A 25,705-nucleotide genomic window follows, 5' to 3' on the forward strand; every position below is an offset into this window, starting at 1 on the left:
ACATCCTGCGAGCACGCAAGTCGCTGATCGCACCCAGCAAGGAGACCAACATGAAGGTAATCGCACTCATCGTCGCAGTCCTCGCCATCGTCGTGGCCGCACTGTCCTGGACCGTCGCGTGGGAGAACACGCACACCACCATGACCTGCAAGGTGGACTCGAAGGACCGCACCACGAAGAGCGACAACAGCTCCATCGTCCGCATCTACACGACGGACTGCGGCGTGCTCACCGTCGCGGACGACACGTTCCAGGGCCGGTTCAACTCGGCGGACGTCTACTCCTCCATCCAGCCCGGCAGGACCTACACCTTCAAGACGGTCGGATGGCGCAACGGATTCTTCTCCGACTTCCCGAACATCACTGACGCCAAGGCGCATTAGACGCGGGCAAGCGCGTCCTCATCGAAATCGTCGTCTCTGAGCGTCCGCTCCGACTCGACCCACGAACAGCTCGGGCCTTGCCCGACCCGAAATTGCAAGGAGTCACCGTGAACATCGATACCCCGGAGCCCCCGGCCCCAGCGCGGGCTTACGCCCCCGCCTTCAACGCCGTCATGATCGACGACGCCCAGGTCGTGCTCGACGAGAGCTTCGACACCGCATCCGCACGCCGCGACGCCCTGATCGAGACCATCCTCGCCAACCACGACGAAATCACCACCGATGAGGTCGAGGAGATCCTCGCACCGCTCGGCGGAGCGAACGCCGACGCGGCCCTCGGTGAGGTCCTCGCGCTTCTGAATGAGGCCGGCGTCCCCGTCGACGTGCACCTCGCGGAGCACCAGCGCGACGTCGGCCCCGCAGTGCTGTACACGACCTTCACCGACTACGGCGACGGGTCGACCTACGTGGAGCACTACGGCTCCCGCGACGACCGCCTGCTCCAGCTGCGCCAGCGCGCCCTGAACGTCGCCATCGGCTACCCGAGCGAGTTCTTCCAGAACGCGGACGAGGAGACCTGCAAGAAGGTCATCGAAGGGGCCCTCGCGCCAGGTGGGGGTCGGATCTTCCTGCTCGACGCCGAACGACATGCGGCCGGAGAGGCCTACGAGTCCTTCGCCCACTGAACCATCAAGGAGAGACCATGACCGTCTACAAGCACATGATGATCGTCGAAGACGGTGAGAACGTCGAGAACAGCCTGCACCTGACCGAACACGATCGGGCCCTGCGCCTGATCGCGATCGTCGAGGGCGACGAGATCGGAGACGGCTACATTTCCGAGGTCATCGAAGACGGGCTCGACGGCGAGGAACCTCCGGCCGACCCCGAAGAGTACTTCGCTCTCCTGCGTGAACTGCTGTCCGAGAACGGCATCGATGTCCACCTCGACGACCTCGAAGCGCCCGCCGAAAAGGACGAACACGCAGGCTGGAGCAACCCATGACGCGCCCGACGCCAGCCAGCATCCCCCGTACGCTCGCGCCCGGCGCCTGCCCTGAGCCAAAGGCGCGATACCGCCGAGGCGACATCTGGATGGTCGCAGCGGATCCCGCGGCACCAGCGGTGGGCAACGAGATCTGGAGCAACCGGCCCGCAATCGTCGTCTCCAACAACGTCCTCAACGCCCGTTCCGGCATCGCCCAGATCGTGTACCTCTCCACGGCCACTCGCAAGCTCTCCGGCCCGACCCATGTGGAGCTCCCGGCTCCGGATGGCCACGGGACCGCGATCGCACTCTGCGAGCAGGTCCACAGCGTCGACTCCTCCCGGCTCCGCCGCAAGATGTCGATCGTCCCCGAGGACCGCATCCGCGACCTCGACGCCGCCCTGGCGCTCTCCCTGAGCGTTGGGCGCAACCCGAACACCTACGGAGCGTTCCGCAAGTGGGAGGAGCACATCAAGCTCCACGGGATCGACATCGCCAAGGAGATCGACGCCCTGTCCGGGCAGACGGCCGACCAGAGAGTGGACGCGCTCAGCAGAGCCCTGATGCTGGTCGCCACCGAGCTGGACGCTTACCGCAACCTCTACGAGGCGCAGCCCGCCCGGGAAGACGCCCTCGAGGCGGTGGCGAGCGCTCTCGGCACGAAGCCGACCTGAGCGTCGCCGACCTCTGTCCGCGTGTCGCTCGGCCAGGCATCGAATGGGGGTCCCCGTGAGCACGAAACGCACCAGAGTCAGAGCCGGCCTTGTCGATGCCACGGGGGCCGTCCGTCGGCTGCAGGCGCTCGTCGCCATCGGCCACCCACAGACCACCCTCGCCTCCCGCCTCGGGGTGAAACCGCCGTTCGTCTCGATCCTGATCCACGCGCGGCACGAGCACGTGTCGGTCCAGACCCACTGGGCCGTCGCCAAGCTCTACAGCGAGCTGTGGACCCATCCGGTCGAGGGCCGCGAGGGCGACCGCCCGCGCGCTATTGCCCAGGCCAACGGCTGGGTCAGCCCGCTGGCCTGGGACGACATCGACGACCCCAAAGGGCGCCCGAATCTCCGGGGCGTGACCGCAGAACGCAAGGCCGGGAAGGGATACGTCGACGAGATCGCCGTCGAGCGCGCGATGCGCGGCGAGAGGGTGAAGCTCACCCATCCCGAGCGTCAGGAGGCGATCAAACGCCTTCACGCGCGCCGGTGGAGCGACATGCGGATCGGGCGCGCCCTCCGGATCAGCGAACGAACCGTCCTCCGCAACCGCCAGGACATGAAGCTCGAGGCCTTCGACCAATCAGAAATCAGGAAGGTGAACTCCGCATGACCAACATGAAGAAACTGCTGGAGGCCAACGCCGGCCACGGCCAGCGCCGCGTCTCGCAGGTCTTCCGCGACTTCTGCGAACTCGCCGCCCTCGCCATCCGCAACTCCGTGGACCCGCACGGCCAAACCGAGCGCGAGGAGCGGTACCTCTCGATCGCCCGGGGATACACGTCCGAGGAGGCCAGCCGGTTCGCCGAGGCTCTCGCCCACCTCGCGCTTCAACTCGAGGAGGGATTCTCCGACGCCCTCGGCCACCTCTACATGAGCCTGGACCTGGGCAACGAATCGATCGGGCAGTTCTTCACGCCCTACGACGTGGGTCTCGTGATCGCCAAGATGAACGTCGGGAACATCCTCGGCCAACTGGCCGAGAAGGAGTTCGTCACGGTCCAAGAGCCGGCAGTCGGCAGCGGCGGCATGATCATCGCCCTGGCGGATGCGCTTCGCGAGGAGGGCGTGAACTACCAGCAGAGCATGCACGTCACCGCCCGGGACCTCGACATCACCGCCGTCCACATGACCTACATCCAGCTCACGCTGATCAACGTCGCCGCCGTGGTGGTCCACGGCAACACGCTGACGATGGAAGAACTCGACACCTGGCCCACCCCCGCCCACGTCATCGGCGGATGGGCCGAACGGCTACAGCTGCGACACGCTGAGACGACGCCGCAAACGGTTCCTGGCCACGCGCAGCGCGGCATGGGTGCCGAGGACTACTGCACCTGCGACGGCCCCTGGCCGTGCCCCCAGGCAGCGGAGACCGCGGATGCCGCTTAGCCGGGCCTTCAGAGAGGAGAGGTGATGAGGGAACGCTGGAACCCGTTCGCGTACGAATACACCCCGATCAAGAACCGCCTCGCGCGGGCCGCCGTCGCGCTCTCCCTTCTCCCGTTGGTCGCCATCTACTGGGCCGTGTTGATCGCCCACGGGAGCCTCCAACGGCTTCTTGAGCGGCTCTGGTCCTAGTCCCCGCGCAGGTGTCGGGCCGGCTCTCGGGACTCAAGCCGCGCCCGCCGGAACTGCTCGTATAGGAGAGTTCTGCGCGTTTTCACACCCATAGCTCGGGGCGCACCCCCAGTTCGGGTGAAAACCCTTTCATTAGCCCGGACCATACCGATAGGTATGAGGGAGAACTAGGAAGAAGAACGTTGACCAGCACCTACATCGAAACAGGCTCCCGGATCCGGGTATACGACTCAGCAGTTCGCGCACACTCCGCGCTCCCCCTCGGCACATACCGTGTGCTGTTTGACCCGAAGGAAGGCTTCAGCCTCCTCCGCCTCGAGAACCTCGCCGTCGGCAACGAAACGGTCTACGGCGAACGCGAGCGCAAGGTCGAGAAGATCTTCAGCAGCTACGCTCGCAGCGGCCGCAGCCTCGGCGTGATGCTCTCTGGCGACAAGGGTCAGGGCAAGTCTCTCTTCCTGCGTATGGTCGCCACCAAGGCGCTGGAGCTCGAGATCCCCGTGATCCTCGTCACCGAGGACGCCGAAGGCATCGCCGACTTCCTCGACACGCTCGACGAGTGCATCATCGTCTTCGACGAGTTCGAGAAGGTCTTTCCGGCCGGCCGCCGAGGACGTGACGAGAACGACCGCAGCAATCGGCAGAACCAGTTCCTGACGCTGTTCGACGGCATGTCCTCGACCAGGCGCATCTACTGCGTGACGGTGAACGACGTCGACGACGTCAGCGCATACATCGTCAACCGCCCAGGTCGGTTCCACTACCACATGCGCTTCGACTACCCCGGGCCCGACGAGGTCCGCAAGTATCTCAGCGATCAGGCACCCTCGGCTGCGGCCGAAGAGGTCGAGAACGCCGCGCTGTTCTCCCGCCGGGTCAACCTGAACTACGACCACCTGCGGGCGATCGCCTTCGAGCTGAACGACTCCAACGCCAAGTTCGCCGAGATCATCGAGGACATGAACATCAAGGCCGTCGAGCCGAGTCACTACCGCGTCGAAGCCACCTTCGACAACGGAGTGGTTCTCTCCGACGAGGTCGCTCTCAACCTCTTCGAGCGCGCCGACGATCACCGCATCATCGAACTGCGGAACGCCAACCGAGCCTTCTACTTCTCGTTCATCCCGAAGGACCTGCGCTACTCGGACGACGGTGAGATCCGCATCCCCGTCGACAAGCTCATGCCCTGCGACGAGGACGAGGAGTACTTCGACGAGATGCCCCTGAGCGTGACCCTCACGCTCGTCGGGCAGGCCAGCTACGCCTACGAGACGTACTGAGGCAGAGGAACCACCGATGTCCTCCGTCACCCCGCTGCTCGCCCCGAAGGTGACGGAGGCATCGGTGCAGCCGTCGAACTCCGTCGTCGAGCCGACGCTGCTCCCCCACTTGCCGTTGGTGCGAAGCCTGGCGACCCACCTTCCCCCGTACGAGGAAGTCTGGGACCCATCGTTCCGACCTGAGCCCAGCTGGCAATACCAGAACCTCGAAACCCTGCTCGCCGATCGGAACCGTGAGCTGCAGTCGGCCGCGGTCGACGGGTGGGTGCTGCAGACGACGATCAGCCTGACGTCGCCTATCGACGGCGCTGTCACCATCATGGACACGCTCTGGCGCGCCCCGGATCGGCCGCCGGTCCCACCCACGGTCTGAAGGCCACCCTCACCGACAACCCAGCCGCACGCCCCTGTCTCGCCCGGATACCCGAGCAGGACGGGGGCGAAGCTGTTGCGCCCGCAAACACCCGCGAGAAAGCGAAAATCACCATGGTCTACGACCCGAACCGCAAGCCCGAGAACCCGTACGCGAGCACCTACGCCAACTTCCTTGAGCAGACCAAGAACCACGTCCTCACCGTCATGACCGACGACGGTCTCAACCGCCGCGCTCGCGTCGGAGAGCCTGGCACGAGCATCTGGTCCTGGAACGTCATCACCTGGCCCGGCTACCTGGCCACCTACGGCGACGTCGCGGATGGCTTCATGTTCACCCGCGACGCCGACATGATCGACTTCTTCGACCGCCGCGACCACCGTGCCTACTACTCGGACGGCGCCCCCAGCATCGACTTCCGATACTGGGCGGAGAAGGTCATCGGCCCGGCGAAGAACGGGCTCCGCGAGTACTCCGAGCAGAAGTTCCTGCGTCACGTCGAGAGCGTGCTCGCCGAGCACGACGAGCTGGGCGACGAGGCGCAGGAGGAGTACAACAACATCGTCGAAGCCACCCGTCGGGTGTGCGCTCGAAACGGTGTCGACTTCAGCCAGCACATCGAGCACCTGCGCACTGCCGACGACAGCCGGCGCCGCCTGATGGAGATCGATGGCGACGATGATCTCCAGCAGATTTACTACGGCTTGGAGATCCCCGAGCAGTCGCCGGCCGAGCGCCGAGCCGAAGTACTTGAGGACGCGCGGCGGCACTCCGACACCGAGCACGAGGCGAGCGAGTTCCTCTCCAACCACCAGGAAGTCTTCGGCTCGGACTGGTGGGAGGCCAGCCTCCGCGACTGGGATGTGCACTTCCTTTTCGCCTGCTACGCCATCGACCTCACTGTGAAGCTCTGGCGCGAGTACGAGCAGACGCCCGCGGCCGCGGCCCACCGCAACCCCGGCGACAGCTACATCATCGTCGACGGCGGACTGGTCCAGAACAACCCGGCGCTGCCTGTGTTCGACCTCGACCTCCTCGAAAGCGATGACGAGATCAAGGAGATCGCGGACGAGTTCGTGGACCTGTACGAGCGCATCAACGATCACCCGCAGGCCCGCGTCGAATACGAGGCCACCCTCACGCACATCGCGGCCGTTGTCCGCGCCGAGGCCGCCCCGGAGTTCGTCGAGAAGATCGACGCCCTCGAGGCCCAGCGCCTGAACACCAACACCAAGGAGTAGACCATGAGCACCTTCCGAGGCTTCGTCTTCGAGAACGTCACCTTCCCGGCCGCGTCGCTGCCGGGCATCATCGAGCGCTACGGCCGCGACTACCTCATCGACCGCGAGGACCGACTGGAGATCAGCGACACCGACACCGTCTCGCAGATCCTGGACACGATCGCTGAGGAGGCCGGCGCCTCCGACGAGGACCCCACGATCACCGTCACCGAGACCGGAGACGTCACCTTCAAGTGGTCGCGCGGCCTGGACGACATCGCCAACTCCACGTCGGACGACCTCACCGGCCTGCTCGACTTCGCGGCGCCCGGTGCCACCGTCACGGTTCGCGACGAGTACGTGGAAGGCGGAGAGTTCCGCCTCGTCCGCCGCGAGGACGCCGTCCACCGCTACGAGCCCGAGCTGGCCTACCCGGAACTCGGCATCCTTGCCACGCCCCGGCCGACTCCGGAGCAGCTCGCCGCGGTGATCGAGTTCGCCGAGCGCGGCATCGCCCGCGAGCTTGGCGCCGTCGATCACCGTCACCACTACACGGCGGAGGAGCTCGCCACCATGAAGGCCCGCTTCGACAACGCGAACGCCGGCCTCACCGCGCTCCGCGCATCGGCTGCGTGACACCTCCCCCGCTGTGAAGCCGTCTCGGCCTGCGGAACAACACCCAGGCCGAGACGGCCACGAACGGAGTACAGCATGACCAAGCAGAAGACCACAGCCGGGCCCGGAGCCATCCCGATTCGGCCGATGAACGATGGGCCGATCACCTACCCGCTGGCAGGCTTGTCAGCGGTGAGCTCCGACGCACGTCGCCTCCACCAGGTCGCGTGCGTGCGTCAGAAGCTCGAACGCGACGTGTTCGACGACACGTCGGCGAACCGGTGGGTCACGCGCGAGCAGGCCGAGGCGTTCAAGCCCACGGAGCGGATGCTCGCCGCCATCGCCGAACTCGAGGCGGTCCACCTCGCGGAATACAGGTCGGAGTACACGAGCCTCTACGCCACGAACGTCCACGAGGAGTACACCGTCGCACGCGGCCGTGGCTCCCAGCTCATCCGCGTCAGGACGTTCGACGAGTACCCGCAGGAGAGCAACCTCCTCGCAGTGCTCCTGGGCGCGGATTGCGAGTCACGCTCTGGCAGCGGATGGGAGGAAGTCACCATCCTTGCCCGCCACGAGACCGCTACCGACGTCGAGCACAGCGCCAGCAGCACCGCGCGGCTCGTGATCCGCAACCCCTCCCCACCGACCTTCGCCGGCTACGGTCGCACAACCTTCACCGGCGTGCTCACGGAAGCGCGCCTCTACCCGCTGGGCACCGACCCTCTGGCCGTCTCATCCGAGGACACCCCGGCCGGCAGGTGGTGCTCCAGCAAGCACTGCGACGAGCCCCACCCGATCGCGTCCTTCGCGCCACCGGAGGTCGAGAGCCTGAGGGGCCCGCGCTTCGTCACCGTCGAGACCTTCCCGATGCGGCCCTACCTGGTCGCTGAGCCGCCGGAGTATGCGGCTGCCGCCACGGCGCCCACCGAGCCCACCGAAAGCGAGAACGCATGACCACCGCCCCACCGGTGACGTACACACTGCCGATGCAGCGTGACGTCGCCGCCTTCCACGACGCCTTCGGGATGCCGAACCTCATCGGCTCCCCCGGAGCCCTGCCCGCGGACCGCATCGACCTCCGGCTGAGGTTGATCCGCGAGGAGGGCGTCGCCGAGCTCCGGGACGCCATTCGGAAGAAGGACCCCGTCCTGATCATCGACGCCCTCATCGACACGGTCTACGTGACGCTGGGCACCTTCGTCGAGATGGGACAGCTCGCAGGCGACCTCGTCAGCTTCGACCGCCGCCGTGGCGAGCTGAACGTCGATGTGCTCATGGACACGGCCGAGGCGCTCGTCATCTCAAACGAGATGTACCTGAACATCCTGGAGTCGGCCCTGCGCCGCGGGATCATCGACCGGGCCGTCGAGATCCTCGACACCATCACCACGAGCGCGCTCTACACGCTGCTCGTCTCTGGAGTCGACCCGCAACCGTTCTTCGACGAGGTGCACCGCGCCAACATGTCGAAGCACGGAGTCGACGACGGCGGCAAGGCAGTGAAGGGAGCGGACTACGCCGCACCCGACCTCGGCGCGATCCTCACGCTCCCCCAGCACACCAAAGCGCCGACCGGCATGTCCGACTTCGAACGCGGCGCACGCGCCGCCGCCGAGGCGTTCCACCTCTACTTCCTCGACGAGAACGAAGCACCGATGTACTACATCGACAAGCCCGAGCTCACCACCTTCGAGGAGGGCGCCGTCGCGGATGCCCTCCGAGACGAGGAACTCCGCATCCAGCGCGCCGGATAGCCGGCCGCACCGCACGACGGGCGGCGACGCACTCCTTCACGGGGTTCGTCGCCGCCCTTCGTCGTCCCCCCCAGATACGAACGGAGCCGCACATGGCCACCACCGAGGTCCAGCTCACCTACGCCGGCCGCCGTCTGACGACCCGCGGCACCCTCGCCTACTTCTACCTCGACCCGAACGAAGGCAAGCTCCGCGGCTTCAAGAAGCCGCTGGCGACAGGCCTCAAGGTCGGCACCATCATCCGAGTCCATGACGAAGACGGGTACTACACCAGCGGCCCGTTGGGCCCGGTCGCGGTCGGTCACTCCTCCGACGCTGCGCAGTTGCTTCAGTGGTCGGCTGAACAGGAGGCCGACGTCGCGCTGCACGCCCAGGCTGCTGATTCCAAGCGCATCGTCGCCGCAGGCAACGACCCGATGCGGGAAGCTCTCGAACCGATCCGTCGTCAGCTCGCCGCCATGTCGAGTGCCCGCCGCTCCGCCGCCATCGGCTGGATCATCACCTACCTGCAGACCGGCCAGCGCCGCTAGCACCACTGGAGAGGAGCACCCGTGTCGACCGAGACCGAGGCCGCGAAGACGATTCGCACCCGCAACGAATACGTCCGCGAGAAGACGATCTCGCACCACGACTACTACGCGCAGTTCGTCACCGAGGCGACCCTTCGCCATGTGCACAACGCCTTCAGCGTCGACACGCTGCGGGACGCACTCGCTCAGGACCGGCACCTCAACTCGATCCCCATCACCCGCTGGGACCGACTGGCGATCCACGAACTCGACGTCGATCGGCCGTGGATTGGCCTACGCAGCTCCGGCCGCTTCACTGCCGCGATCCCCTTCGATCGGGCGGCCGCCGCGGCCGCGGGCGAACTCGTCTCGCGCGCGACCCTCATCTGCATCATCAAGACCGCAGCGCGGATGCTCGTCGAGCAGCACGCCCACGACCACACCGAGAGCATGGCGCTCGTCGGACAGGAGGCCTGACCCATGAACTACACCACACCCGCGACTCGGCTTGCTGCGGCCGAGGCAGCAGCTCTCGCTGCGCTCGATGAGTATCGGCTGGCCGTCAAAGCGGCTGGCGCGCTCGAAGATCTGCCGCTGACGTACACGCCCCCCTCTGCCCTCGTCGACACCCACACCTACAACGTGGCCGACGTCAATGCGCTCGCCCCCTTCGTCGGAGATGACGTTCTGGAGCACGCGGCCACGTCGAAACTGCCGACTCTGCAGACGCTTCTGCTCTCGCTCTCTCCGCATTGGGAGGACCGCATTCGCGCCGCGGTGCTCCGCGCTGATCAGCACCAGGCGATCACTCTCCCGGACGGGTTCCCGTGCATCTACGAACCGGCCGACTCACCCAAGAACGCCAGGGCCCTGCGGGCCACACCGTTCGCTTGGGTCGTCTCGCCCGACGAGGGGATGCTGCACGAGCTCCTGCCGTTCTACCGCGAGCTGTGGGAGGCCTACGAGAACCAGTGGCCGCACAGCCCGAACCGCACGTTCGAGATCGGTCGGCTCGACCGGCTGTCGCCGCGTGGCGTCTACCGCCCCGGCACGACGCCGGCAGAAGTGATCGGGCACACGATGCTCACCCATCGCGACATGTACCGCACAGCGCCCGAACACCTTCGCGAGATGCACCCGCTTCACGAGCAGTGGAGCAGGGGACGAGAGAACAGGACACGTCCATGACCACCAGCACAGCCGAGACGAGCGCCCAGGCGCAGCTCGATCAACTCGCCGAGGCTCTCGGCGAGATGGCGACCGCCCTCCACCGGGTCGACACGGGCGACGTGTACTGCAAGCTCAACTGCGGCGAGATCGAGTCCATCGTCGCCGTCCTCAGGTTGGCCGGTCGCGGGCCGGCCGCCACGTTCGTGCTGCACGAGCACGCGGTCGGAGACGACGACCCGGACGACGTTCACGCCGAACTCGGAGAGCAACTGTCCGCGCGCACCCGCGCCGGACAGGCCTGCCCTGAGTGCGACTTCCACCACCACCACGAGCACTACCGAGCTTAGAAACGGAGGTCACCGCGTGACCAAGAACGACACCCTTGCCCCCGTCGCAACGAGCACCGTCCAGGCCCTCGTCACCCTGACGGTAGCCCCGAAAGAGGGACAAAGCACCACGGCTGCCGCCGAGGAGATGCTCGAGCTGTTTCGTCAGTACCTCATCACCCGCGAGCACCCGTTCCTGAGCGACTACGGCGCCACCCTGGAGGAGGTCGCGGCGTATCACGCCGGGGACGCCGAGGGGCCCGTCTGGGGCGGTTACGAGGGGCCGTTCGTGCTCGACGTCGCCGTCCAGGGCGTCGCGCCTGTCGGCAGCGAGGAGGCGTGAGGGTGCCTACCACGATCGTTCGCACTCTCGCCGCAGTGGCGATTGCCGCCTCGGCCGTCACACTCACCTCCGGCTGCACCGCGCTCGTCGACGTCATGCGAGGAGGGGCGGACTCGGCGGCCGCGGGAACCAAGAGCACGCCGGCTCCGCCCGGGTCTCCAGCGAACCCCTACGGCGCCACGAACGACCCCTACGGCCACGGCTACATCGGCGAGTGGGTCGCCCTCCCGGACGGCAAGCACGTGCTGTGCGTCCGCCGGGGCGGCAGCGAGAACGGCTCCGACCCAATCTCCTGCGATTTCGAGCACGAGATCGATCCGACGGCGCCGACCAAATGAAGAAGAGCGACGCCGAGCGGGCGAACATCAACGCCCGCTCGGCGCTGAGCACCGCGCGGACCCGGGCAGCCGCCCTCCAGGCCGTGCGGACGCATCTCATCGATCCGGGCCACCCGATCGAACTGGGAACGCTGGACGCTCTGGATCGCGCCGCCTACTCACGCGGATTCACCGCAGGCGTCCGAGACGCCAACGGAGAGGACTGACCCATGACCGAAGAGAACGAACTGCCGCTCGCGGCTGATGACGGCACACGCTGGTGTTCCACCTGCAAGCTCGAGGTGCCGATCGCGTCCTACTGCACGAACTGCGGTAAGGACCTCGGCGCGTTCCGCGGCTACACCAGCGGCAGGACCCACCGAGACCCGTCGCCGAACATCGACAACGCGACCGGTCGGCGCGTTCGCTCCGGCTTCCCGGTTCCAGGATGCACCTGGGCGCCCCGCCCCGAGTACGACAACCACGACCCGATCCTGGCGGCTTTCCGCCGAGACCATGAGACCAGGCTCGAGTGGTGGACTGCCGAGCACCACATCGAGACGTGGCTAGGACCCTTGGGGCTCGCGGCGGAGTCGGGCGAGTATCCGACGTATTCGACCATCTGGGAGATCAAGCAGGCCGCAACACCCGATCAGATCGACCACTGCTGCCGAGTCCTCACCAGGCTGGAGGCACTCTCCCACTCATGACACCAAGGAGACCTGAGGCATGACCGCCATCACCCACACCCGTCACTTCGACGCCCGCGTCCACCAGACGTTCACCGCCGAAGTCCCCGACGAGGTCCTCGCCAACCCGCTGTACTTCACGCCTGACGGTGAGCCCACAATGGACTTCGACCAGTGGATGTGCGACAACGGCCGGCTCAAGGACGAAGAGGTCGAGGCCAAGGAGGAGTGGCAGCTCGACTTCGTCAGCGAGGGCCTCCCCCAGGTCGACGACGAGGGGGACGACACCGAGCGCGCGAACGAAGAGTTCGAGCGTCTCCGCCGCATCCCGTCCGACTGCGACGGCGACGACTGACCGAGGCCAACCAGAGAAGCCCCGAGGGATCATTCCCTCGGGGCTTCTCTTTTTCGACGCCGGTGCGCGCTACTTGGACCCGGTCGTGGTCCTGGTCTTGGTTGCCGTGCCGGTCGCGGTTCGGGTCTTGGGGGCGGGCTTGCGCTCCGGGGGAACCTTCACGCTTCGGTTCACCGCCCGAGTCGCCGAGAACTTGAGGACTGCGTAGTCCTCGACCTCGGGCTGATCGTCGGCGAAACGCACGGCGTGGCCCTTGTGCTTCTGCGGGTAGAACTTCCCAAAGCCGGTCAGGGTCACGGTGTCGCCCATGCCCACAATCTCGAGAAGTTCATCGATCATCGCGTCGTACACTTGGGTCGCCACGCGAACAGGCACTCCAGCCCGGCGGGCGAAGCGTGCCGTGAACTCGCGCTTGCTCACGCGAAGGGGTTCGCGTTCGATCTTGCTCATTGGTTCACCATCCAAAGGTGTGTCTTGCTCGTAAACGAGCGTATCCGGCAGTACCCCGGCCGATAAGAGTCGGGCACCGGACCGGGGCGTTTCAGTCAAATTTCGTGCAGCGACCTGGCGTACTCAATAGCCCAGGCCGTGTCCGTCTGACTTTACTGGCTCTTCCGTCTCGAAGGTCGTAACCGTACGTTTCGTCTGCTTTACCTGCGTTTTCCGACGTTCTTCCATGGCCGCAGACGTCATCTGTGCGTTGACCGATTTCTCGGCCAAGCTGATGGCCGGCGATGCCGCCTGAGATGCGAGTCCTCGCGCCGTGAGTCCGTTCCGGGCGTTCTCGAGGTTCGCGTCCGAAGTGGCCTTCATCTCTTGCCAACGCTTCCGATCCTCGTCGGTCACATAGCCCAACATCGACGCCACCTCTTGCTCGTTGGGGAAGCCCATCATGCCCATTTCAAACCCCTTGTCTCTACTCTCGTTGATCGTCGATTATTCGAAGAATACGCTCGTTTACGAGCAAGTCTATCGTGCCGGAGCCTGTTCATCCCAGTTCAAAGTCCACGTCTTGCAGAGGAGTTGCGCTATCGCTCCCGAAGCCGGTGACCTCGCCCGTTTCGATCTCGTTGTAGTGCTGGTTCACGCGTGCGCGCTGCACTTTGGCCGAGGTGCGGCCGGATCCGGTGTGGTCCTGCTCGTCCTCCGCCTCAATCGCGGTGCTCGTTGCGCCAGCAAGGATCGCGGCCCGAGCACTCGTGCTGCCGATCGCCGGAGTCTCTATGACTTCCCCGTCAATCGCCTCCGCGTCGACCGCGCCGAGCGTGTCGTCGACGAGCTCACCCTCGTGGATGCGCTCCTCCAGGCGCAGGCCCTTGTGCCCCGCCGCCTCCTCACGAGGCTCCGGAACCAGGTGCGTCTCGTGGACGACCTCCGCATCGACGATGTCCTCCGCGTTCGAGGGTGCCTCGGCCGGATGCTGCGGCTTCTGATACCGGGCGTCGCTGCGGGCGGTGAACCGCTGACCTGCGGTCGGCTTTGCAGGGCCGCGCTTCTCGCGCTCGGCTGCAGCGCCCATGTCCTTGTAGCGCCCGATGTCCTCCGCGACCCGCTCTCGCCAGTTCTCGCCGTACTGGGCGACCCAGGCGGCGCTGAGCTCAGGCTTGAGCCGGTGGGCGATCTCGACGGCGTCGACATACGCAGACCCGTACGCGAAATGCTGCTGGTCTGCGGTCAAGCCGTCAGCCTGCATCGTCGCGAACATCGATCGCACCTTGCCGAATCGGGCTCGGGCCGCCGGGTTCTCCAGCTCGTCCACCACGTCGGGGTACTCACCCACGGACGTAGCGACGAGGTACTGGGACAGGGTGTCGTTCATCTCCTGCGGGGTCTTCGCCGATACCAAGTCGGCGGCGATGGTCTCGGACGAAAGCACGCGGTGCTCATCGACGCCCATCACCGGTCGCAGCCGGAATGAGCCGGAGACGATGGTGCGCCCTTCGTAGGAGTCCACGAAATCCCCGGTCCACACCGTGGCGGTGTCGGTGGTGCCGTTGATGTAGACCTCGCGCGGCTCGCTCTTGGTGTACCGGCCGTGGCCGAGTTCGCTGAACACGCTGGCGAGCGACGGGTCGTGCTCGAGGCGCTGTCCCACGATGACCCGCATCGAGCGAGAGACGTCCTCGCGCGCGATCCCGTCGTCGTCGACATATCCGTACAGCGTGGAGAGGGCGGACTGGTAGCGCTCCTGGATCGCCGCGCGATCGGCGCCGGGCCGGCGCATGTCTGCGTAGGCCGCCTCGGCAAGCGCGACCTCGGTCATCGCGGCGCTCTGTGCGGTGAAGGGGAGGCGGTGGCCACGTTCGGCGTGCTCGATCCGGTCGAGACGGCGCTGCCATTTGCCCGCCAGCTGGTCGCCCTTGCCGCGGCTGGCGAGCTTCTCGAACCGGGACTGGGCCTTGGCGTCCTTCTTCGATTCGCGATCCTGGATCTTCTCCCGGATCACGTCGCCCACCTGCCCGGCGAAGTTGCCCACCTGAACACGGAAGTTCGGGGAGAGCAGCCACATCGAGGCGCCCATGCCGAGCGCGGACACGATGTTCTGGGCGCTGAGGCCCTGCTGCAGGGGTTCGACGCACTGGAGGACCATCATCGAGGCGTAGACCTGATGCATGTCGCTGAGCTGCTTGCGCTGCGTCGCCTGGGTCTGGCCCGTGGCGAGGATGCCAGACCGGCGGAGGCTGTCCATGTACTGTTCGCCAGCACGCACGGTGTCGAGCTTCAGCTTCGCCAGCGGATCCAGCTGGGCCTCACGTTCCAGGTTGGCGCGAGCGGCTCGGCTCGATTTCGCGTCGGCGGCCTGGGCTCCGCGCATCCGGGTCTGCTCCTCCCGGCGGGCTCGACCCTCTTGCCGTGCGCGAACACGCTCATCGGCATCGCCTGCGGCCGCCCTGGCGTTGTCGGCGGGGCGGGTGAAGAAGGTGTCGCGGGCGCCGTGGGTCCGGGAGTTCCGGGCGGCATCCGCGACGGACTCGGCGCTGCGACGCGCGCGGGCGCGAACCCGCTCCCCCAGCGTCGGCTCGTCTTCGATCACCTCGGCCTCGATCATGTCCTCCAGCACGGTTCCCTCCGGGACCACCCCGATGTTGTAGATCGGGATGTTGAGGTTGCGCTGCTTGTCTGCCATGTCATGGTCCTCTGCCGGTCACGGAACAGAGCCGACGCGTTGCGCCCCAGTGTCGGCCCGAGTTTCCTCGTATACGGATGATTCTATCCAGAATGCTCGTAAACCAGCGAATAAAACGACCATGAAACGCGAAGAACCCCACCCCGTTTCCGGGGTGGGGTTCTCTTTTCGCTGTGTCCTACAGCTGGTAGTCGTCGACCTCCTGGCCGGCGGCTTCCGCGATGACGAACTCCGGACGCGGCCGCGGCCGCGGCGCGCGGACCGTCGTCGCCACCGGCGATACGCGTCCGGCCCCGCGCACCCGGGAACGGGTGTCGTGCTCGGCGAGCACATCGCGGTTCGCGAGCACCTTCACCTCGGGCGCCTCGACCTCCAGACCGGCCTCGACCTCGCGCTCCCACTCGGCGATGAGACGCTGGTTGCTGCGCACTGCGTACGGGGCGAAGTGCGCGTTCTCGGAACCGGCGAAGACGTTCTCGCGAGCGGCGGCCGCCGCCAGGACGTCCTCGAACGATCCGCCGTACGCCAGCCGGTCCATGGTGGAACCGGTGCCCTGCAGCTCGCCGGCTTCCGGGTCCTCGATGTCGACGATCAGGCCGTTGCTGCCGGTGAGGGCGGCGGCGACCTTTTCGACGTTCGCGGTGTTCACCGAGACGTTCAGCCCGTCCTTGGCGGTGTAGAGATCGATGAACTGCGACTTCCAGGTCTCGACGTCCGCCTGCACCTCCTTGCCGTTGGAGTCGCGCACGACCTGCCACTCGCGGCCGCCGTCCTCGCTGGGAAGCGCCTCGAGCTTGCGGCCCTTCCAGAGCGCGCGCGCCGGGCCCATCAGCATGTTGTACTTCTGACGGGCCTCCTCCGGGTCGTGCTTGGCCTGCAGCACGGACTGGGTCACCGGGTAGGTGAGCTCGAGCACCGCCTTCAGTTCGCCGTTGCGGAGGGCCTTCACGCCGCGCTGGGAGAACGCACCAGCGATGCCGGTGCCGTGCGACTTGACGGCAGTGGCCATCATGACGCCCTGGTCCTCCACGCGGGTGTGCCGGGTGTCGCCGAGGTCCTCCATCGTCACCGGGTCCACGCCGAGGTGGCGGCAGTAGTCGCCGATCTTGGCCATGGAGCCCTTCGCTCCGGTCTCGATGCAGGCCTCGACCACGCTCTTGACGTGGTCGCCGGCGTCGCCGAATCGGAGCACGGCGTCGCCGTACTGGCTCTCCATCGCCTCGCGGTAGTAGTCCGACAGGCTGCCGACGAGCTCGTGGCGCTGCTCCCAGGCGTCGTAGTCGGTGAGAGCGCCTTCCTCCAGGTCGCTCTGGATCTCGTTCGCGCGCATCTTCAGCTCGGAGAACTTCTCCGCCAGGCCCGGGGCGACCGACTGCGACACCTTCACATCCAGCGAGTCCTGCATCGCCAGCGGGTGCAGCGAGTCCTCGCCGAACTGGCCGAGGTCCAGCAGGTTCGCCTCGATGGTGAGCTTCTCCAGCGCCTGCTGCCTCGCAGCCTCGCTGGTCAGGCGCACGACGGCGACCGAGTCGCCGTCGAAGTCGCCGTCGAAGGACTTGTCCATCACCGGGCTGATCGCCACGCCGGTCAGACGCTCGTCCAGCTTCACCCGCATGTAGCGGACGCCGGCGTCCCGGAGCACCGGGTCGCGCCAGACCAGGACGTAGTCGTCGTCCCGGACCCCGAGCGCCTCGGCCATCGCCGGACCCATCGCCATCTGGTCGATGTCCAGGCGGGGGTCAGAGGTCCAAACCGCGGTCGCCGAGTTCGGCAGCCGCGAGGACATCAGACCCTCCTTGAAGATGTTCCGCTTGCCCGAGAACCGCTTCTGCTTGAGGTCCTCGGTGATCGTGTCGAACGCGGCCTGCGCACGGCGCGGAGCCTCGGCCTTGATGTCCTCCAGGTCGCTGCGACGCTTCGGCGTGAGCGCGGGACCCTTGGTCTCCAGCTCATCCACCGCGAACCGGTACCGGGTAGCCATCTCGTACACGGCCAGGTACTGGTTCGTGTAGTCGTGAGCCGTGCTCTGGCCGTCGTCCAGATCCTGGCCGCTGCGCAGGTGCGAGCTCATCACCGGCAGCTTCCACGTCTTGTCGCTCGCGTTCGGGATCCTCTCCCCGGTCGGGAAGCGCAGCGGGAACGGAAGCTCCAGGTCGCCACCGCGGTCGCCGATGAGCTGGCCGAACTCGGCCTTCATCTTCCCGGCGTTCAGCGTGCCGCGGGCGGTGATCGCGAGCTCGGGCATCGGGAACAGGCGACGCTCGGCACCTTCGGCCAGATCGTCGTAGCCGACACGCAGCGTGCCATCCGGCTCCAGGTCGAGGCCCATCGTGATGAGCATCTCGCGGAAGTTGGCCACCGCCGAGTTGTTCGGACCGTAGAACTCGGCCATCACCTGGTCGGCGCCCTGGGACCCGAGCGCCCAGGCCAGCTGGCTGGATGCCTTGCGGCCGCGACCCTCACGAAGGGCAGCGTCGTCGTAGACGCGGGTGCCGCGCTCGACGTCCTTGTGGGTGACGACCAGGCGCATCTTGCCGAGCGCGTTGTCGATCTCGCCGTGCTTGCCGATGTAGAGGCCGCTGGGCTCCTGCATCAGCTCGCGAGCGGTTCCGCCGTTGAAGCGCGACACCGCCGAGAACGGGCTCATCACCACGTCGAGGTCGGGGTTCTCCTTGAAGATCTCCACCGCCCGGAACAGGTTCTTGTCGTCGACGGTGTCGGCGAGGCTCTGCTGGCGGTCGACGACGAGAGAGATCACGCCCTTGTTCCCGTGCATGTCGCTGAGCTTGTCGCCGGGGACCAGAGGTCGCGGCTTGCCGTCGGCGCCACGGATGGCGTGCTTCTCGGCGAACTCCTTGCTGACCACCATCGGGTCATCGGCCGTCCATCCACCAAAGGTCATCATCGCCACGCCCACCGGCTCCGTGACCGCGGCCGCGTTCAGCAGGTTCGACGCCGACATCTGCTGCCGGTCGTACGGGTCGAAGCGCATCATCTCGGTCTCGGGCAGCTTCATCAGCGGCGTCCGGTCTGCGGGGTCAGCGCTGGGGATGATCTTCCCGGTCTCCGGGTCGACGCGTGCGCCGTCGACCAGATACCGAGTGATGCCCTGGTAGATCGCACCGTTGGTCATCACCGGGTCGAAGAAGCCGTCGCCCTCATCCGTCATGATCGCCATGTTGCGACCACCGGTGAGAATCCACGGGTCGAAGCGGTTGTCGTTGGCCGGGTCGGTGGCCTGCGCCGAGTTCTCGGCTCGCCAGGCGGCGTGGACGGTCGATCCGGAGGCGATGTCGCTCGGGTAGCGCACGCGCCGCGCCTCGGTCGCGAGGATGGCCTCCACCCACTGGCTGCCGAGACCCTCCTCCGTGGCCTTCTCGATGAAGTCGACCTCGTGCCGCACGTCGTACAGGCGGCGGTAGACGCCGTTGAGCGAGGTGGGCTCTCCGACCTCAGTGCGCATCACGAGCATGTCGTTGGCGACCTGGTACTCGATCTGGTCCCGCATGATCTGCTCGTAGCCGCGCAGCAGCGTGCGCTCCTCGACGCTCAGGTCCTCGCCGGCGCGCTGGGCGGCGATGCGTGCCTCGTAACCGGGGACGAAGAGGTAGTTCTCGCCTCCCGCGAACCGGGTGACGACCTCGCCGTGCTCGCCGCGGCCGAAGATCTGCCCGATGTACCCCTTGACCGTCTCGGGCTCGCCGGTGCGGCTGAACCGCTCGGCTTCCCAGTAGGCGATGCCCTGGTCGTCGATCAGCAGCTCGGTCACTCGGCCGCCGTTGCGCTCGATGGCGTAGCCGATCGCACTCCCCATCTCGCTGACGAACGGGTCGGCGATCCGGTTCGGCTCGTCGGCGGTGGCGCGGTTGAACTGCACCAGACGGTGCTTGACGGCCGTGGCGTAGAAGCTCGAGCCCATCAGGTCGTCGCCCGAGATCCCGGTTACCCGCAGCGCCGCCACGATGTCGGCGTTGTTGCGCCAGGTGCCGAACTCGCTGGTCATGTGCTTGGCCACCCGGACCGGGTCGAACCGGCGCTGAACGATCTCGCTGTCGAGCAGCTGCAGCTCGTGCGGCTCGTACGAGCCGATCAGCTCGTCGACGACGTCGGCGGCGTGGTCGCGCACCTTCTGCTCGCCGGAGCCGACGTAGGCGAGGTCGCTGACGAGCATGTCGTGGATGCTGCGAGCCTCCTCGGTGTCGACCTGGAGCTCACCGATCACCCCGACCTTCGCCTGGTACTCCTCCTCGGAGGCGCCGGAGCGCAGCAGCGTCGTCTGGGCGCCGCGCAGGACGTCCCAGTACGAGCGCTGGATGGAGGAGACCTCGTTGTCACCGCTGAAGTCCGGGAACCACTCCCCCAGCACGGCCTCGTCCGCGTGCTCCTCGTACTGGGCCACCAGCCGGTCGACGTCGAGGGCGGCGGCGAGGTTCTCCCGAGCGCTCTGGATCGACTCGCGCAGGTACGCCTCGCCACGCTCGGCGTCGACGAAGAACTGGGCCGTCGCGGTGCGCGCGTTCGCGGAACGGCGAACGAACACCTTCGCGCCGGGCTCCGGGATCTTGCCGTCGACGATCAGGTCCCCGACGACGGCCATCGCGGCCTTGTCGTTCTTCGTGTAGTAGGAATCCTGGACCTTCACGGGGAGCCGGCGGCCCGCCTGCCGGTTCCACTCGGTCTCCTCGTGCGTGCCGAGCTCGCCGATCAGGCCCTTGCCGTCGGCACGCTGAACCGGCTTGCCCTGGGCGATGCGCAGCAGCGCGACGGCCTCCTCCGCGGTCGGCGTGTAGGGCACGGTCTTCTGAGAGCCTTCGGCCTTGACGTTGGTGGAGTAGTAGGTCGAGACTCCGTCGTCGTAGACGCGGCCGACGAAGCTCTCCTGATGACGGGGCTCGGTGAGGCGGACGGAGATCTTGGTCCCCTCGATCTCGGCCTTGATCTGGCCCGGGTTCCGGTCGCGGAGCACCTTGTAGCCGATGCCCTGCGAACGGAGCTCGTCGAGGATCGCTGCCGAGCGCGAGAGCGCCCCCGGCGTCATGAACCGGTCCGGGTTCAGCTGCCCATCCTGGCCGCGCGCTCCGTCGATGACCCAGTCGCGAACGTGGCGGTACTCCTGCTCGCTCATCCGGCTCATCAGCTCGGTCAGACCGCTGGCGTCGTCGTTGCTGAACGCCTCGCCGGCCTCGACCGCCTGGCCGTTCTCGTCGAGGGAGTACAGGCGCAGGTCCTGGGTACGGAGGGTGCTCACGCGCAGAGCGTTCCCGCCCGCGAGCTGCTCGACCTCGCCGCCGAGGACGTAGAGGACTCGGGAACCGGCCTGCTTGACGGTGCTACGGATCGCCCAGCGGGGGTCGTAGGGCGAGATCGGGAGTCGCGGACCCGCCTTGCCGGTCGCCGCCTGCACCGGGGCCCCGTTGGGACCGGTGCGGGTGAAGCCGGCCATGTCGAAGAACGCGTCCTTCATCTGCAGGTACGCCGGCGACTGCGGGGTCATGTCGCCGAAGACGCCCGGGTAGCCGGGGACGTTCTCCTGCATCACGGATTCGATCGCCCGCAGCACCGGCGAGATGCCGAGGTCCGGGTTGTTCATCGAGAGGCCCTCGGTGACGAGCGTCTGCTCCACCTTGGAGCGCAGGTCGCGTGCGGCGGAGACCATGATGATCTTCCCCGTCGCGTCCTGCGTGCGCTCGATCGTCTGCTGGAAAAGGTGCTCGTAGAGATAGCGGCGCATGCCTGGACTACGTGGATCCATGGGTGGTGTCCCCCTCGATCGGTAGGCCGATTCAATCGGCCTCGGTGTGGTTGATCTCCCTATCAGCCTACTCGATCGAGGGGTCTGTTTTCGCTCATTTTCGAGCAGATTATGCGTTTTCGCTATCTCTCATTGCGATCATCATTGCCCGCTCGAACTCGCCACCGGCAAGCTCCCGCCAGCCGTCCAGCGAGGCCAGGAACTCGTAGAACTCTGCGGTGACCTGGTAGCCGGTGAGGCCCTGCAGGTCCTCCTCGGCGAAGACCCGCGATCCGGGGTCCTGGGATGCACGGTTCAACTCCCGCATCGAGTCGGACTCCTCGAGCTTGTCGATGTAGAGCACCCGTCCGTCAGCGGAGCGCAGCGAACCGCCGGCGCCGACGCTGAAGTGCCGGGAGTCGCGCTCCATGTAGGCGCGCGCGGCCTTGTACGCCTCCACGATCTCGCGGTCCAGCGGGTTCTGCAGGGCTGTGCCGTCGGCGCGTACGAGCATCTCCCGGCTGATCTGGCCGCCCGCGTAGAGCAGCGCCTGGCGCTCGGCGGCGTTCGCGGCCGCGGACTCGATGGCGTGCTGCATCTCCATGTCCGCCTCCCAGTCGCCGTTGTCGTAGAAGCCCTCGGGGGCGTCGTCAAGGTCGATGTCGTCGACGTCGAGGCCGGTCTCGTCGGCCACGCTCTCCCGCAGGGCCACGTCCACCAGCTGCATGACCTCGTCGCTGTACACGTCGGGGTCGAGGCGGGCGATGTCGACGTCCTTGTACTCGAACGCTTCCTGGTAGATCACCTTGCAGTTCACGGCCGCCTCGGCCTGCAGCATCCGCTTGGCGAGCATCTTCTCGAAGTCGGGCTGGTTCAGTCGCACATCGAAGTCCAGCGCCGAGCTGAGCGTGGGGATGGTCTGCAGGGTGTACTCGTGGCCCGGGTGGACGATCGTGTCCTTGAACAGCCGCCAGGACATCGGCAGGATCGTCTCGTTGCGGTTCCAGATGGGCGAGTCACCGGCGCGGAAGACGATGCTGTTGCGCTCGGAGAGGAAGGCGAGGTCGTTGTAGCTGATGACCGCCTCTTCCTTCACCGCCATCGTGTAGGAGACCTTGCCCTCCACGTTCAGGCCCTTGATCAGACGCTCGGTGTCCTTGGTGACCGTCTTGGAGTCGCGGAACGCGGTGTGGCGCGTGCCGGACATCTTGGTGAGGGTGTCGATCATCGAGTCGTCCGTGGACTTCAGGTAGATGATGTTCGAGGTGTTGCCCTGGACGATCTTGTCGACGGATTCGCCGTAGACGTCCCTCAGCTGCTGCAGCGTCTGCAGGATGAGGGTGAACTGCTGGTCCTGGCCCAGGCCGATCGAGAGCATGGTCTCGAACCCGGAGATGCCGTGGCCCTCCGACTGCAGGTTTCCGAGCTCGTCGAGCATGAACCGCGTCTTGTAGAGCGGCTTCTGGTCGGCCTTGGTCATGTAGGACTTGTCGAAGTTGAGGTCCACGAGCTGCTTGACCAGGATCAGGATCAGCTTGGCGTACTTCATCAGGTGCGGCGGCGTCACCAGGAAGACGGCCTTCGGCTTCTCGCTGTAGCGGACCATGGTGGAGACGATCGCCTCCGCCTGGCCGAGTTCCTTGTCGGGCATGCCGAAGGAGATGTTCGCGAGTCGCATCTGCGGGTAGGTGGTGTGTCCCGGCTTGAATTCGCCGGTCTTCTCGTCCTCACGCAGTTCGACGAGGATGCCGTTCTTGACGATCTTCTGGCCCGAGATCGGGTCGGTGATGAAGTACCGACCGTTGAGGGAGGTCTGGTTGTCCTTCGTGAAGCGGAAGTGGAAGGTGCGGATCAGCATCCCGGTCTGCGCGTTCAGCAGCCGGAGCCGCAGGTAGGCGACGTCGCCCGCGAAGATGCCCTTGAAGTAGTACCGCGCCCAGCCTTCCCGGGAGACGATGTCCTCGTGCTCGAAGTCGGCACCGAGCGGCTCGGTGAAGCCGGCGTCCGCGTAGGCGTCCCACTTCACCTGCGTGCCGACGAGGTGGTCGCGCTTGAGATAGTTCATGCCGAACCGCACGCCCATACGTCGCGGGAACGAGAGACCGCCGAGGTCGGTGTTCTGCGACGGCGTCCCGGAGGTGAGCGTCGAGATCGTCGGGTCGGTGAAGAAGGACATGGCGGTGATCGCGATTCCGTACACGCTCGCGAGCATCTTCTCTGCCGCGCCCATCGCACGCAGAGCGTTGTCGGCGTTGCTGACCAGCGTGCGCATCGAGTTCTGCGGCAGCCCGGCGGTGGCGTTGAAGTAGAGGGTGAGCATGTCCAGCTCGTCTGCGCCGGGGTTGCCGTCGCTCGCACCCCAGTTGATGGCCTTCTTGAGGGCGACCTCCCGCTCGGCCTCGTAGGCGTCGTCGTCGAACTCGTCGGGGTTCTGGGGGTCCCCGAACTCGCCGCGCTTGGCCCGGGCCTCCAGCAGCTTCATCGGGTTCTTCATCTTCTTCGCCGTCAGCTGCACGAACAGCTGGTAGCAGTTGTAGAGCGTGACCTTGCCCCACATCTCGTCCAACCGCTTGTCGAGAACCTTCGGGTCCATGTTGGTGCGCGAGGCGTACGCGCGGAGCTCGCGCTCCTCCTCGAGGTAGTAGTCGATGAGGCCGTAGGCGGCACGCTTGAACGCGTTGTTCGCCGCGTTCGGCCACACCGGGTCCTCCCCGCCATCGAGCGGGAAGAACACGTCGGCGATGTTCTCCACGTACAGCGCGCACTTCGGTGCCTCGCCCTCGCGGGCCGCGTCGGCCGCCATGCCCAGAGGGTTGTAGATGTCGGTCTTCATCGCGTTGATGAGGTTGAACTGGGTGACCTGGTAGCCGCGCATGGTGGCGGGCACGTAGTTCTTGACCAGCAGCTCGCCCTTGGGGTCGTTGATGACCAGGTTGCTGGGGCGCTTCTCGCGCAGCCACATGTCGATGACCGGCTCGATGTAGCCCTGGCCCTTACCGGCACGGGTCATAGCCAGCACCATGGTGTTCACGGGAGCCGTGTCGACCAGGTACGCGCCGCCCGGACGCTGCACCTCGTATTCGGGCATCGTCCAGTCGCTGTTGATCAAGTCGGCGACGGTCTTGTGCTTGCCGAGCTTGTCGCGGTCGCTTCCGTCTGGGTTGTACGGGATCACGTTCGCGTCGTACTTCTTGCGCAGCTTCTTGTCCTTCGGCATCCCCGACGCGTCGAAGAGCGCGTCCCCGAATGCCTCGTCGATCAGCGGAACCGTGCGCATGATCGCGCGCTCGTCGTCGTCGCGGAGGATCTCGCCTTTCAGGTACTCCACATCGCCGTCCTCGTCGGTCATGTCCTTGTCGGCGCGTACCGAGGTCTCGATCTTCTTCAGCCCCTTGTTCGTGAGCATCACGTGGCTGATCATCGAGCTGAACTGGACATTCGAGTGCGCTCCGGCGTCGGGGAACCAGTCGAACTTGCGCATGACCTCGTCGGGCAGCGCGATGTGCTGATCGCCGGTGTACTGGTTGATGTCGCTGGTGTCGTTCATCAGGTTCTGGGCGTCGAGGTTACGCATGAGGGCCGCGTGCACGAGGCCGAATACGCTCGCGCCCGCCACCAGGGTGATGAGGCCCTTCCAGATTCCGAAGGCGAACAGCTGGGCCATGAACAGGGCCCCGAGCGAAGGCACACCATGCCCGGTGCCGGTTGACGAAGCCCCGGCGCCCTGAGCCTTGGCCTGCTGCTTGGCGATCCACCACGCCGGCGGATTGTCCTGGGCCTCCTTCTCGGTGTTGTAGCAGGGGGCGCCGGCCAGCGGCTTCCCCGCGGGGTCCAGGATCTGGAAGCAGTGGAAGACGGTCGAGCCGTTGATCTCTTGCACCTGGTAGTAGGTGTGAAGCGCGGTGTCGCCGCTTGCGCCGCCACCGCCCAGCGGGCCGAGCATGACCAGCATGACGCTGATACCGGAGACCACGACCCAGGCGACGACCGCGACGACCACGCCGAGGATCGCTGCGGCGACCGTGCGGCTCGTCTTGGTGCGCAGCGGGTCGATCTTGGTTCGGTCCAACTGCTGGTTCTCGAAGACGTCGCGGTTCTTGAGCGTCTCTTCGGCGCTTCGCTCCGAGAGCTTGTCCCAGTTCGTCGCCTTCGGGCTGCTGACCTTGTTCGCCACAGCGCTTCCTATCGTTCGTGTCGTATCCGAGAAGATGCAAGAACGGGACGCGCC

The 25,705-nt window shown here is 66.4% G+C and carries 27 protein-coding genes; 22 read left to right on the plus strand and 5 right to left on the minus strand.

Annotated features, from left to right (window positions below; translation table 11 throughout):
- Positions 1-50: 50 nt before the first annotated feature.
- The 22 genes from ACFVU2_RS19710 (at position 51) to ACFVU2_RS19815 (ending at position 12,619) form a co-directional block, all read left to right on the plus strand.
- Positions 51-383 carry a hypothetical protein gene (locus ACFVU2_RS19710; protein WP_387878053.1) on the plus strand — a complete coding sequence of 111 codons (333 nt, stop codon included), beginning with the start codon at positions 51-53 and terminating at the stop codon, positions 381-383.
- A 107-nt stretch (positions 384-490) separates the two neighbouring features.
- Positions 491-1,069 (plus strand): hypothetical protein, encoded by a 579-nt coding sequence (locus ACFVU2_RS19715; RefSeq protein WP_387878055.1) that lies wholly within the window; start codon positions 491-493, stop codon positions 1,067-1,069.
- A 17-nt stretch (positions 1,070-1,086) separates the two neighbouring features.
- Positions 1,087-1,389, plus strand: a complete 303-nt coding sequence (locus ACFVU2_RS19720) for a hypothetical protein (protein ID WP_387878056.1) — start codon at positions 1,087-1,089, stop codon at positions 1,387-1,389.
- On the plus strand, positions 1,386-2,045 hold the full coding sequence (locus ACFVU2_RS19725; protein ID WP_387878058.1) for a type II toxin-antitoxin system PemK/MazF family toxin: 660 nt from the start codon (positions 1,386-1,388) through the stop codon (positions 2,043-2,045). The genes ACFVU2_RS19720 and ACFVU2_RS19725 overlap by 4 nt, the downstream gene beginning before the upstream one ends.
- A 55-nt stretch (positions 2,046-2,100) precedes the next feature.
- Entirely contained in the window at positions 2,101-2,697 is a 597-nt protein-coding gene (locus tag ACFVU2_RS19730; RefSeq protein ID WP_387878061.1) for a hypothetical protein, read from the plus strand.
- Positions 2,694-3,476: an N-6 DNA methylase gene (locus ACFVU2_RS19735; RefSeq protein WP_387878062.1), complete on the plus strand. Its 783-nt coding sequence runs from the start codon at positions 2,694-2,696 to the stop codon at positions 3,474-3,476. The genes ACFVU2_RS19730 and ACFVU2_RS19735 overlap by 4 nt, the downstream gene beginning before the upstream one ends.
- A gap of 24 nt (positions 3,477-3,500) precedes the next feature.
- Positions 3,501-3,665 (plus strand): hypothetical protein, encoded by a 165-nt coding sequence (locus tag ACFVU2_RS19740; RefSeq protein WP_387878065.1) that lies wholly within the window; start codon positions 3,501-3,503, stop codon positions 3,663-3,665.
- Positions 3,666-3,940: 275 nt separating this feature from the next.
- Entirely contained in the window at positions 3,941-4,945 is a 1,005-nt protein-coding gene (locus ACFVU2_RS19745; RefSeq protein ID WP_387878067.1) for an AAA family ATPase, read from the plus strand.
- Between the two features lie 16 nt (positions 4,946-4,961).
- Positions 4,962-5,318 (plus strand): hypothetical protein, encoded by a 357-nt coding sequence (locus tag ACFVU2_RS19750; RefSeq protein ID WP_387878069.1) that lies wholly within the window; start codon positions 4,962-4,964, stop codon positions 5,316-5,318.
- A gap of 113 nt (positions 5,319-5,431) precedes the next feature.
- Positions 5,432-6,559 carry a hypothetical protein gene (locus ACFVU2_RS19755; RefSeq protein ID WP_387878071.1) on the plus strand — a complete coding sequence of 376 codons (1,128 nt, stop codon included), beginning with the start codon at positions 5,432-5,434 and terminating at the stop codon, positions 6,557-6,559.
- Between the two features lie 3 nt (positions 6,560-6,562).
- Positions 6,563-7,174 (plus strand): hypothetical protein, encoded by a 612-nt coding sequence (locus ACFVU2_RS19760; RefSeq protein WP_387878073.1) that lies wholly within the window; start codon positions 6,563-6,565, stop codon positions 7,172-7,174.
- A 75-nt stretch (positions 7,175-7,249) separates the two neighbouring features.
- Positions 7,250-8,110, plus strand: a complete 861-nt coding sequence (locus tag ACFVU2_RS19765) for a hypothetical protein (protein WP_387878076.1) — start codon at positions 7,250-7,252, stop codon at positions 8,108-8,110.
- Positions 8,107-8,910: a hypothetical protein gene (locus tag ACFVU2_RS19770; RefSeq protein ID WP_387878078.1), complete on the plus strand. Its 804-nt coding sequence runs from the start codon at positions 8,107-8,109 to the stop codon at positions 8,908-8,910. The genes ACFVU2_RS19765 and ACFVU2_RS19770 overlap by 4 nt, the downstream gene beginning before the upstream one ends.
- Before the next feature lie 92 nt (positions 8,911-9,002).
- Positions 9,003-9,440, plus strand: a complete 438-nt coding sequence (locus ACFVU2_RS19775) for a hypothetical protein (RefSeq protein WP_387878080.1) — start codon at positions 9,003-9,005, stop codon at positions 9,438-9,440.
- Between the two features lie 21 nt (positions 9,441-9,461).
- Positions 9,462-9,896, plus strand: a complete 435-nt coding sequence (locus ACFVU2_RS19780) for a hypothetical protein (protein ID WP_387878082.1) — start codon at positions 9,462-9,464, stop codon at positions 9,894-9,896.
- A 3-nt stretch (positions 9,897-9,899) separates the two neighbouring features.
- The gene (locus ACFVU2_RS19785; RefSeq protein WP_387878085.1) at positions 9,900-10,607 is read left to right on the plus strand and encodes a hypothetical protein; all 708 of its coding nucleotides are present in this window, start codon (positions 9,900-9,902) and stop codon (positions 10,605-10,607) included.
- On the plus strand, positions 10,604-10,936 hold the full coding sequence (locus tag ACFVU2_RS19790) for a hypothetical protein (protein ID WP_387878086.1): 333 nt from the start codon (positions 10,604-10,606) through the stop codon (positions 10,934-10,936). The genes ACFVU2_RS19785 and ACFVU2_RS19790 overlap by 4 nt, the downstream gene beginning before the upstream one ends.
- A 16-nt stretch (positions 10,937-10,952) precedes the next feature.
- Complete coding sequence (locus ACFVU2_RS19795; protein ID WP_387878088.1) at positions 10,953-11,258, plus strand: hypothetical protein; 306 nt, start codon at positions 10,953-10,955, stop codon at positions 11,256-11,258.
- A 2-nt stretch (positions 11,259-11,260) separates the two neighbouring features.
- Positions 11,261-11,596, plus strand: a complete 336-nt coding sequence (locus ACFVU2_RS19800; protein WP_387878091.1) for a hypothetical protein — start codon at positions 11,261-11,263, stop codon at positions 11,594-11,596.
- Positions 11,593-11,802, plus strand: a complete 210-nt coding sequence (locus tag ACFVU2_RS19805) for a hypothetical protein (protein ID WP_387878092.1) — start codon at positions 11,593-11,595, stop codon at positions 11,800-11,802. Before ACFVU2_RS19800 ends, ACFVU2_RS19805 begins: the two co-directional genes overlap by 4 nt.
- Positions 11,803-11,805: 3 nt before the next feature.
- Positions 11,806-12,285: a hypothetical protein gene (locus ACFVU2_RS19810; protein WP_387878095.1), complete on the plus strand. Its 480-nt coding sequence runs from the start codon at positions 11,806-11,808 to the stop codon at positions 12,283-12,285.
- Positions 12,286-12,304: 19 nt separating this feature from the next.
- Positions 12,305-12,619 carry a hypothetical protein gene (locus tag ACFVU2_RS19815; RefSeq protein ID WP_387878096.1) on the plus strand — a complete coding sequence of 105 codons (315 nt, stop codon included), beginning with the start codon at positions 12,305-12,307 and terminating at the stop codon, positions 12,617-12,619.
- Between the two features lie 69 nt (positions 12,620-12,688).
- Here ACFVU2_RS19815 and ACFVU2_RS19820 read toward each other — a convergent pair whose 3' ends face one another.
- The 5 genes from ACFVU2_RS19820 to ACFVU2_RS19840 all read right to left on the minus strand — a co-directional run bounded on the left by ACFVU2_RS19820 (position 12,689) and on the right by ACFVU2_RS19840 (position 25,651).
- Entirely contained in the window at positions 12,689-13,069 is a 381-nt protein-coding gene (locus ACFVU2_RS19820; protein ID WP_387878099.1) for an HU family DNA-binding protein, read from the minus strand.
- Between the two features lie 123 nt (positions 13,070-13,192).
- Positions 13,193-13,519 (minus strand): hypothetical protein, encoded by a 327-nt coding sequence (locus ACFVU2_RS19825; RefSeq protein WP_387878101.1) that lies wholly within the window; start codon positions 13,517-13,519, stop codon positions 13,193-13,195.
- An 88-nt stretch (positions 13,520-13,607) separates the two neighbouring features.
- The gene (locus tag ACFVU2_RS19830) at positions 13,608-15,746 is read right to left on the minus strand and encodes a hypothetical protein (RefSeq protein WP_387878104.1); all 2,139 of its coding nucleotides are present in this window, start codon (positions 15,744-15,746) and stop codon (positions 13,608-13,610) included.
- Between the two features lie 178 nt (positions 15,747-15,924).
- Positions 15,925-21,477 (minus strand): hypothetical protein, encoded by a 5,553-nt coding sequence (locus ACFVU2_RS19835; RefSeq protein ID WP_387878107.1) that lies wholly within the window; start codon positions 21,475-21,477, stop codon positions 15,925-15,927.
- Positions 21,478-21,607: 130 nt separating this feature from the next.
- The gene (locus ACFVU2_RS19840) at positions 21,608-25,651 is read right to left on the minus strand and encodes a type IV secretory system conjugative DNA transfer family protein (RefSeq protein ID WP_387878111.1); all 4,044 of its coding nucleotides are present in this window, start codon (positions 25,649-25,651) and stop codon (positions 21,608-21,610) included.
- Positions 25,652-25,705: the final 54 nt, after the last annotated feature.

The sequence above is a fragment of the Leifsonia sp. NPDC058194 genome (genome assembly GCF_042883605.1).
GTDB lineage: Bacteria > Actinomycetota > Actinomycetes > Actinomycetales > Microbacteriaceae > Leifsonia.

Bases quoted from the DNA above. Each gene is read 5' to 3' on its own strand.
- ACFVU2_RS19710 (WP_387878053.1), top strand. From the start codon at position 51: ATGAAGGTAATCGCACTCATCGTCGCAGTCCTCGCCATCGTCGTGGCC.
- ACFVU2_RS19770 (WP_387878078.1), top strand. From the start codon at position 8,107: ATGACCACCGCCCCACCGGTGACGTACACACTGCCGATGCAGCGTGAC.
- ACFVU2_RS19750 (WP_387878069.1), top strand. From the start codon at position 4,962: ATGTCCTCCGTCACCCCGCTGCTCGCCCCGAAGGTGACGGAGGCATCG.
- ACFVU2_RS19815 (WP_387878096.1), top strand. From the start codon at position 12,305: ATGACCGCCATCACCCACACCCGTCACTTCGACGCCCGCGTCCACCAG.
- ACFVU2_RS19725 (WP_387878058.1), top strand. From the start codon at position 1,386: ATGACGCGCCCGACGCCAGCCAGCATCCCCCGTACGCTCGCGCCCGGC.
- ACFVU2_RS19765 (WP_387878076.1), top strand. From the start codon at position 7,250: ATGACCAAGCAGAAGACCACAGCCGGGCCCGGAGCCATCCCGATTCGG.
- ACFVU2_RS19755 (WP_387878071.1), top strand. From the start codon at position 5,432: ATGGTCTACGACCCGAACCGCAAGCCCGAGAACCCGTACGCGAGCACC.
- ACFVU2_RS19820 (WP_387878099.1), bottom strand. From the start codon at position 13,069: ATGAGCAAGATCGAACGCGAACCCCTTCGCGTGAGCAAGCGCGAGTTC.
- ACFVU2_RS19825 (WP_387878101.1), bottom strand. From the start codon at position 13,519: ATGGGCATGATGGGCTTCCCCAACGAGCAAGAGGTGGCGTCGATGTTG.
- ACFVU2_RS19760 (WP_387878073.1), top strand. From the start codon at position 6,563: ATGAGCACCTTCCGAGGCTTCGTCTTCGAGAACGTCACCTTCCCGGCC.
- ACFVU2_RS19805 (WP_387878092.1), top strand. From the start codon at position 11,593: ATGAAGAAGAGCGACGCCGAGCGGGCGAACATCAACGCCCGCTCGGCG.
- ACFVU2_RS19720 (WP_387878056.1), top strand. From the start codon at position 1,087: ATGACCGTCTACAAGCACATGATGATCGTCGAAGACGGTGAGAACGTC.
- ACFVU2_RS19740 (WP_387878065.1), top strand. From the start codon at position 3,501: ATGAGGGAACGCTGGAACCCGTTCGCGTACGAATACACCCCGATCAAG.
- ACFVU2_RS19835 (WP_387878107.1), bottom strand. From the start codon at position 21,477: ATGCGCCGCTATCTCTACGAGCACCTTTTCCAGCAGACGATCGAGCGC.
- ACFVU2_RS19830 (WP_387878104.1), bottom strand. From the start codon at position 15,746: ATGGCAGACAAGCAGCGCAACCTCAACATCCCGATCTACAACATCGGG.
- ACFVU2_RS19790 (WP_387878086.1), top strand. From the start codon at position 10,604: ATGACCACCAGCACAGCCGAGACGAGCGCCCAGGCGCAGCTCGATCAA.
- ACFVU2_RS19775 (WP_387878080.1), top strand. From the start codon at position 9,003: ATGGCCACCACCGAGGTCCAGCTCACCTACGCCGGCCGCCGTCTGACG.
- ACFVU2_RS19735 (WP_387878062.1), top strand. From the start codon at position 2,694: ATGACCAACATGAAGAAACTGCTGGAGGCCAACGCCGGCCACGGCCAG.
- ACFVU2_RS19785 (WP_387878085.1), top strand. From the start codon at position 9,900: ATGAACTACACCACACCCGCGACTCGGCTTGCTGCGGCCGAGGCAGCA.
- ACFVU2_RS19810 (WP_387878095.1), top strand. From the start codon at position 11,806: ATGACCGAAGAGAACGAACTGCCGCTCGCGGCTGATGACGGCACACGC.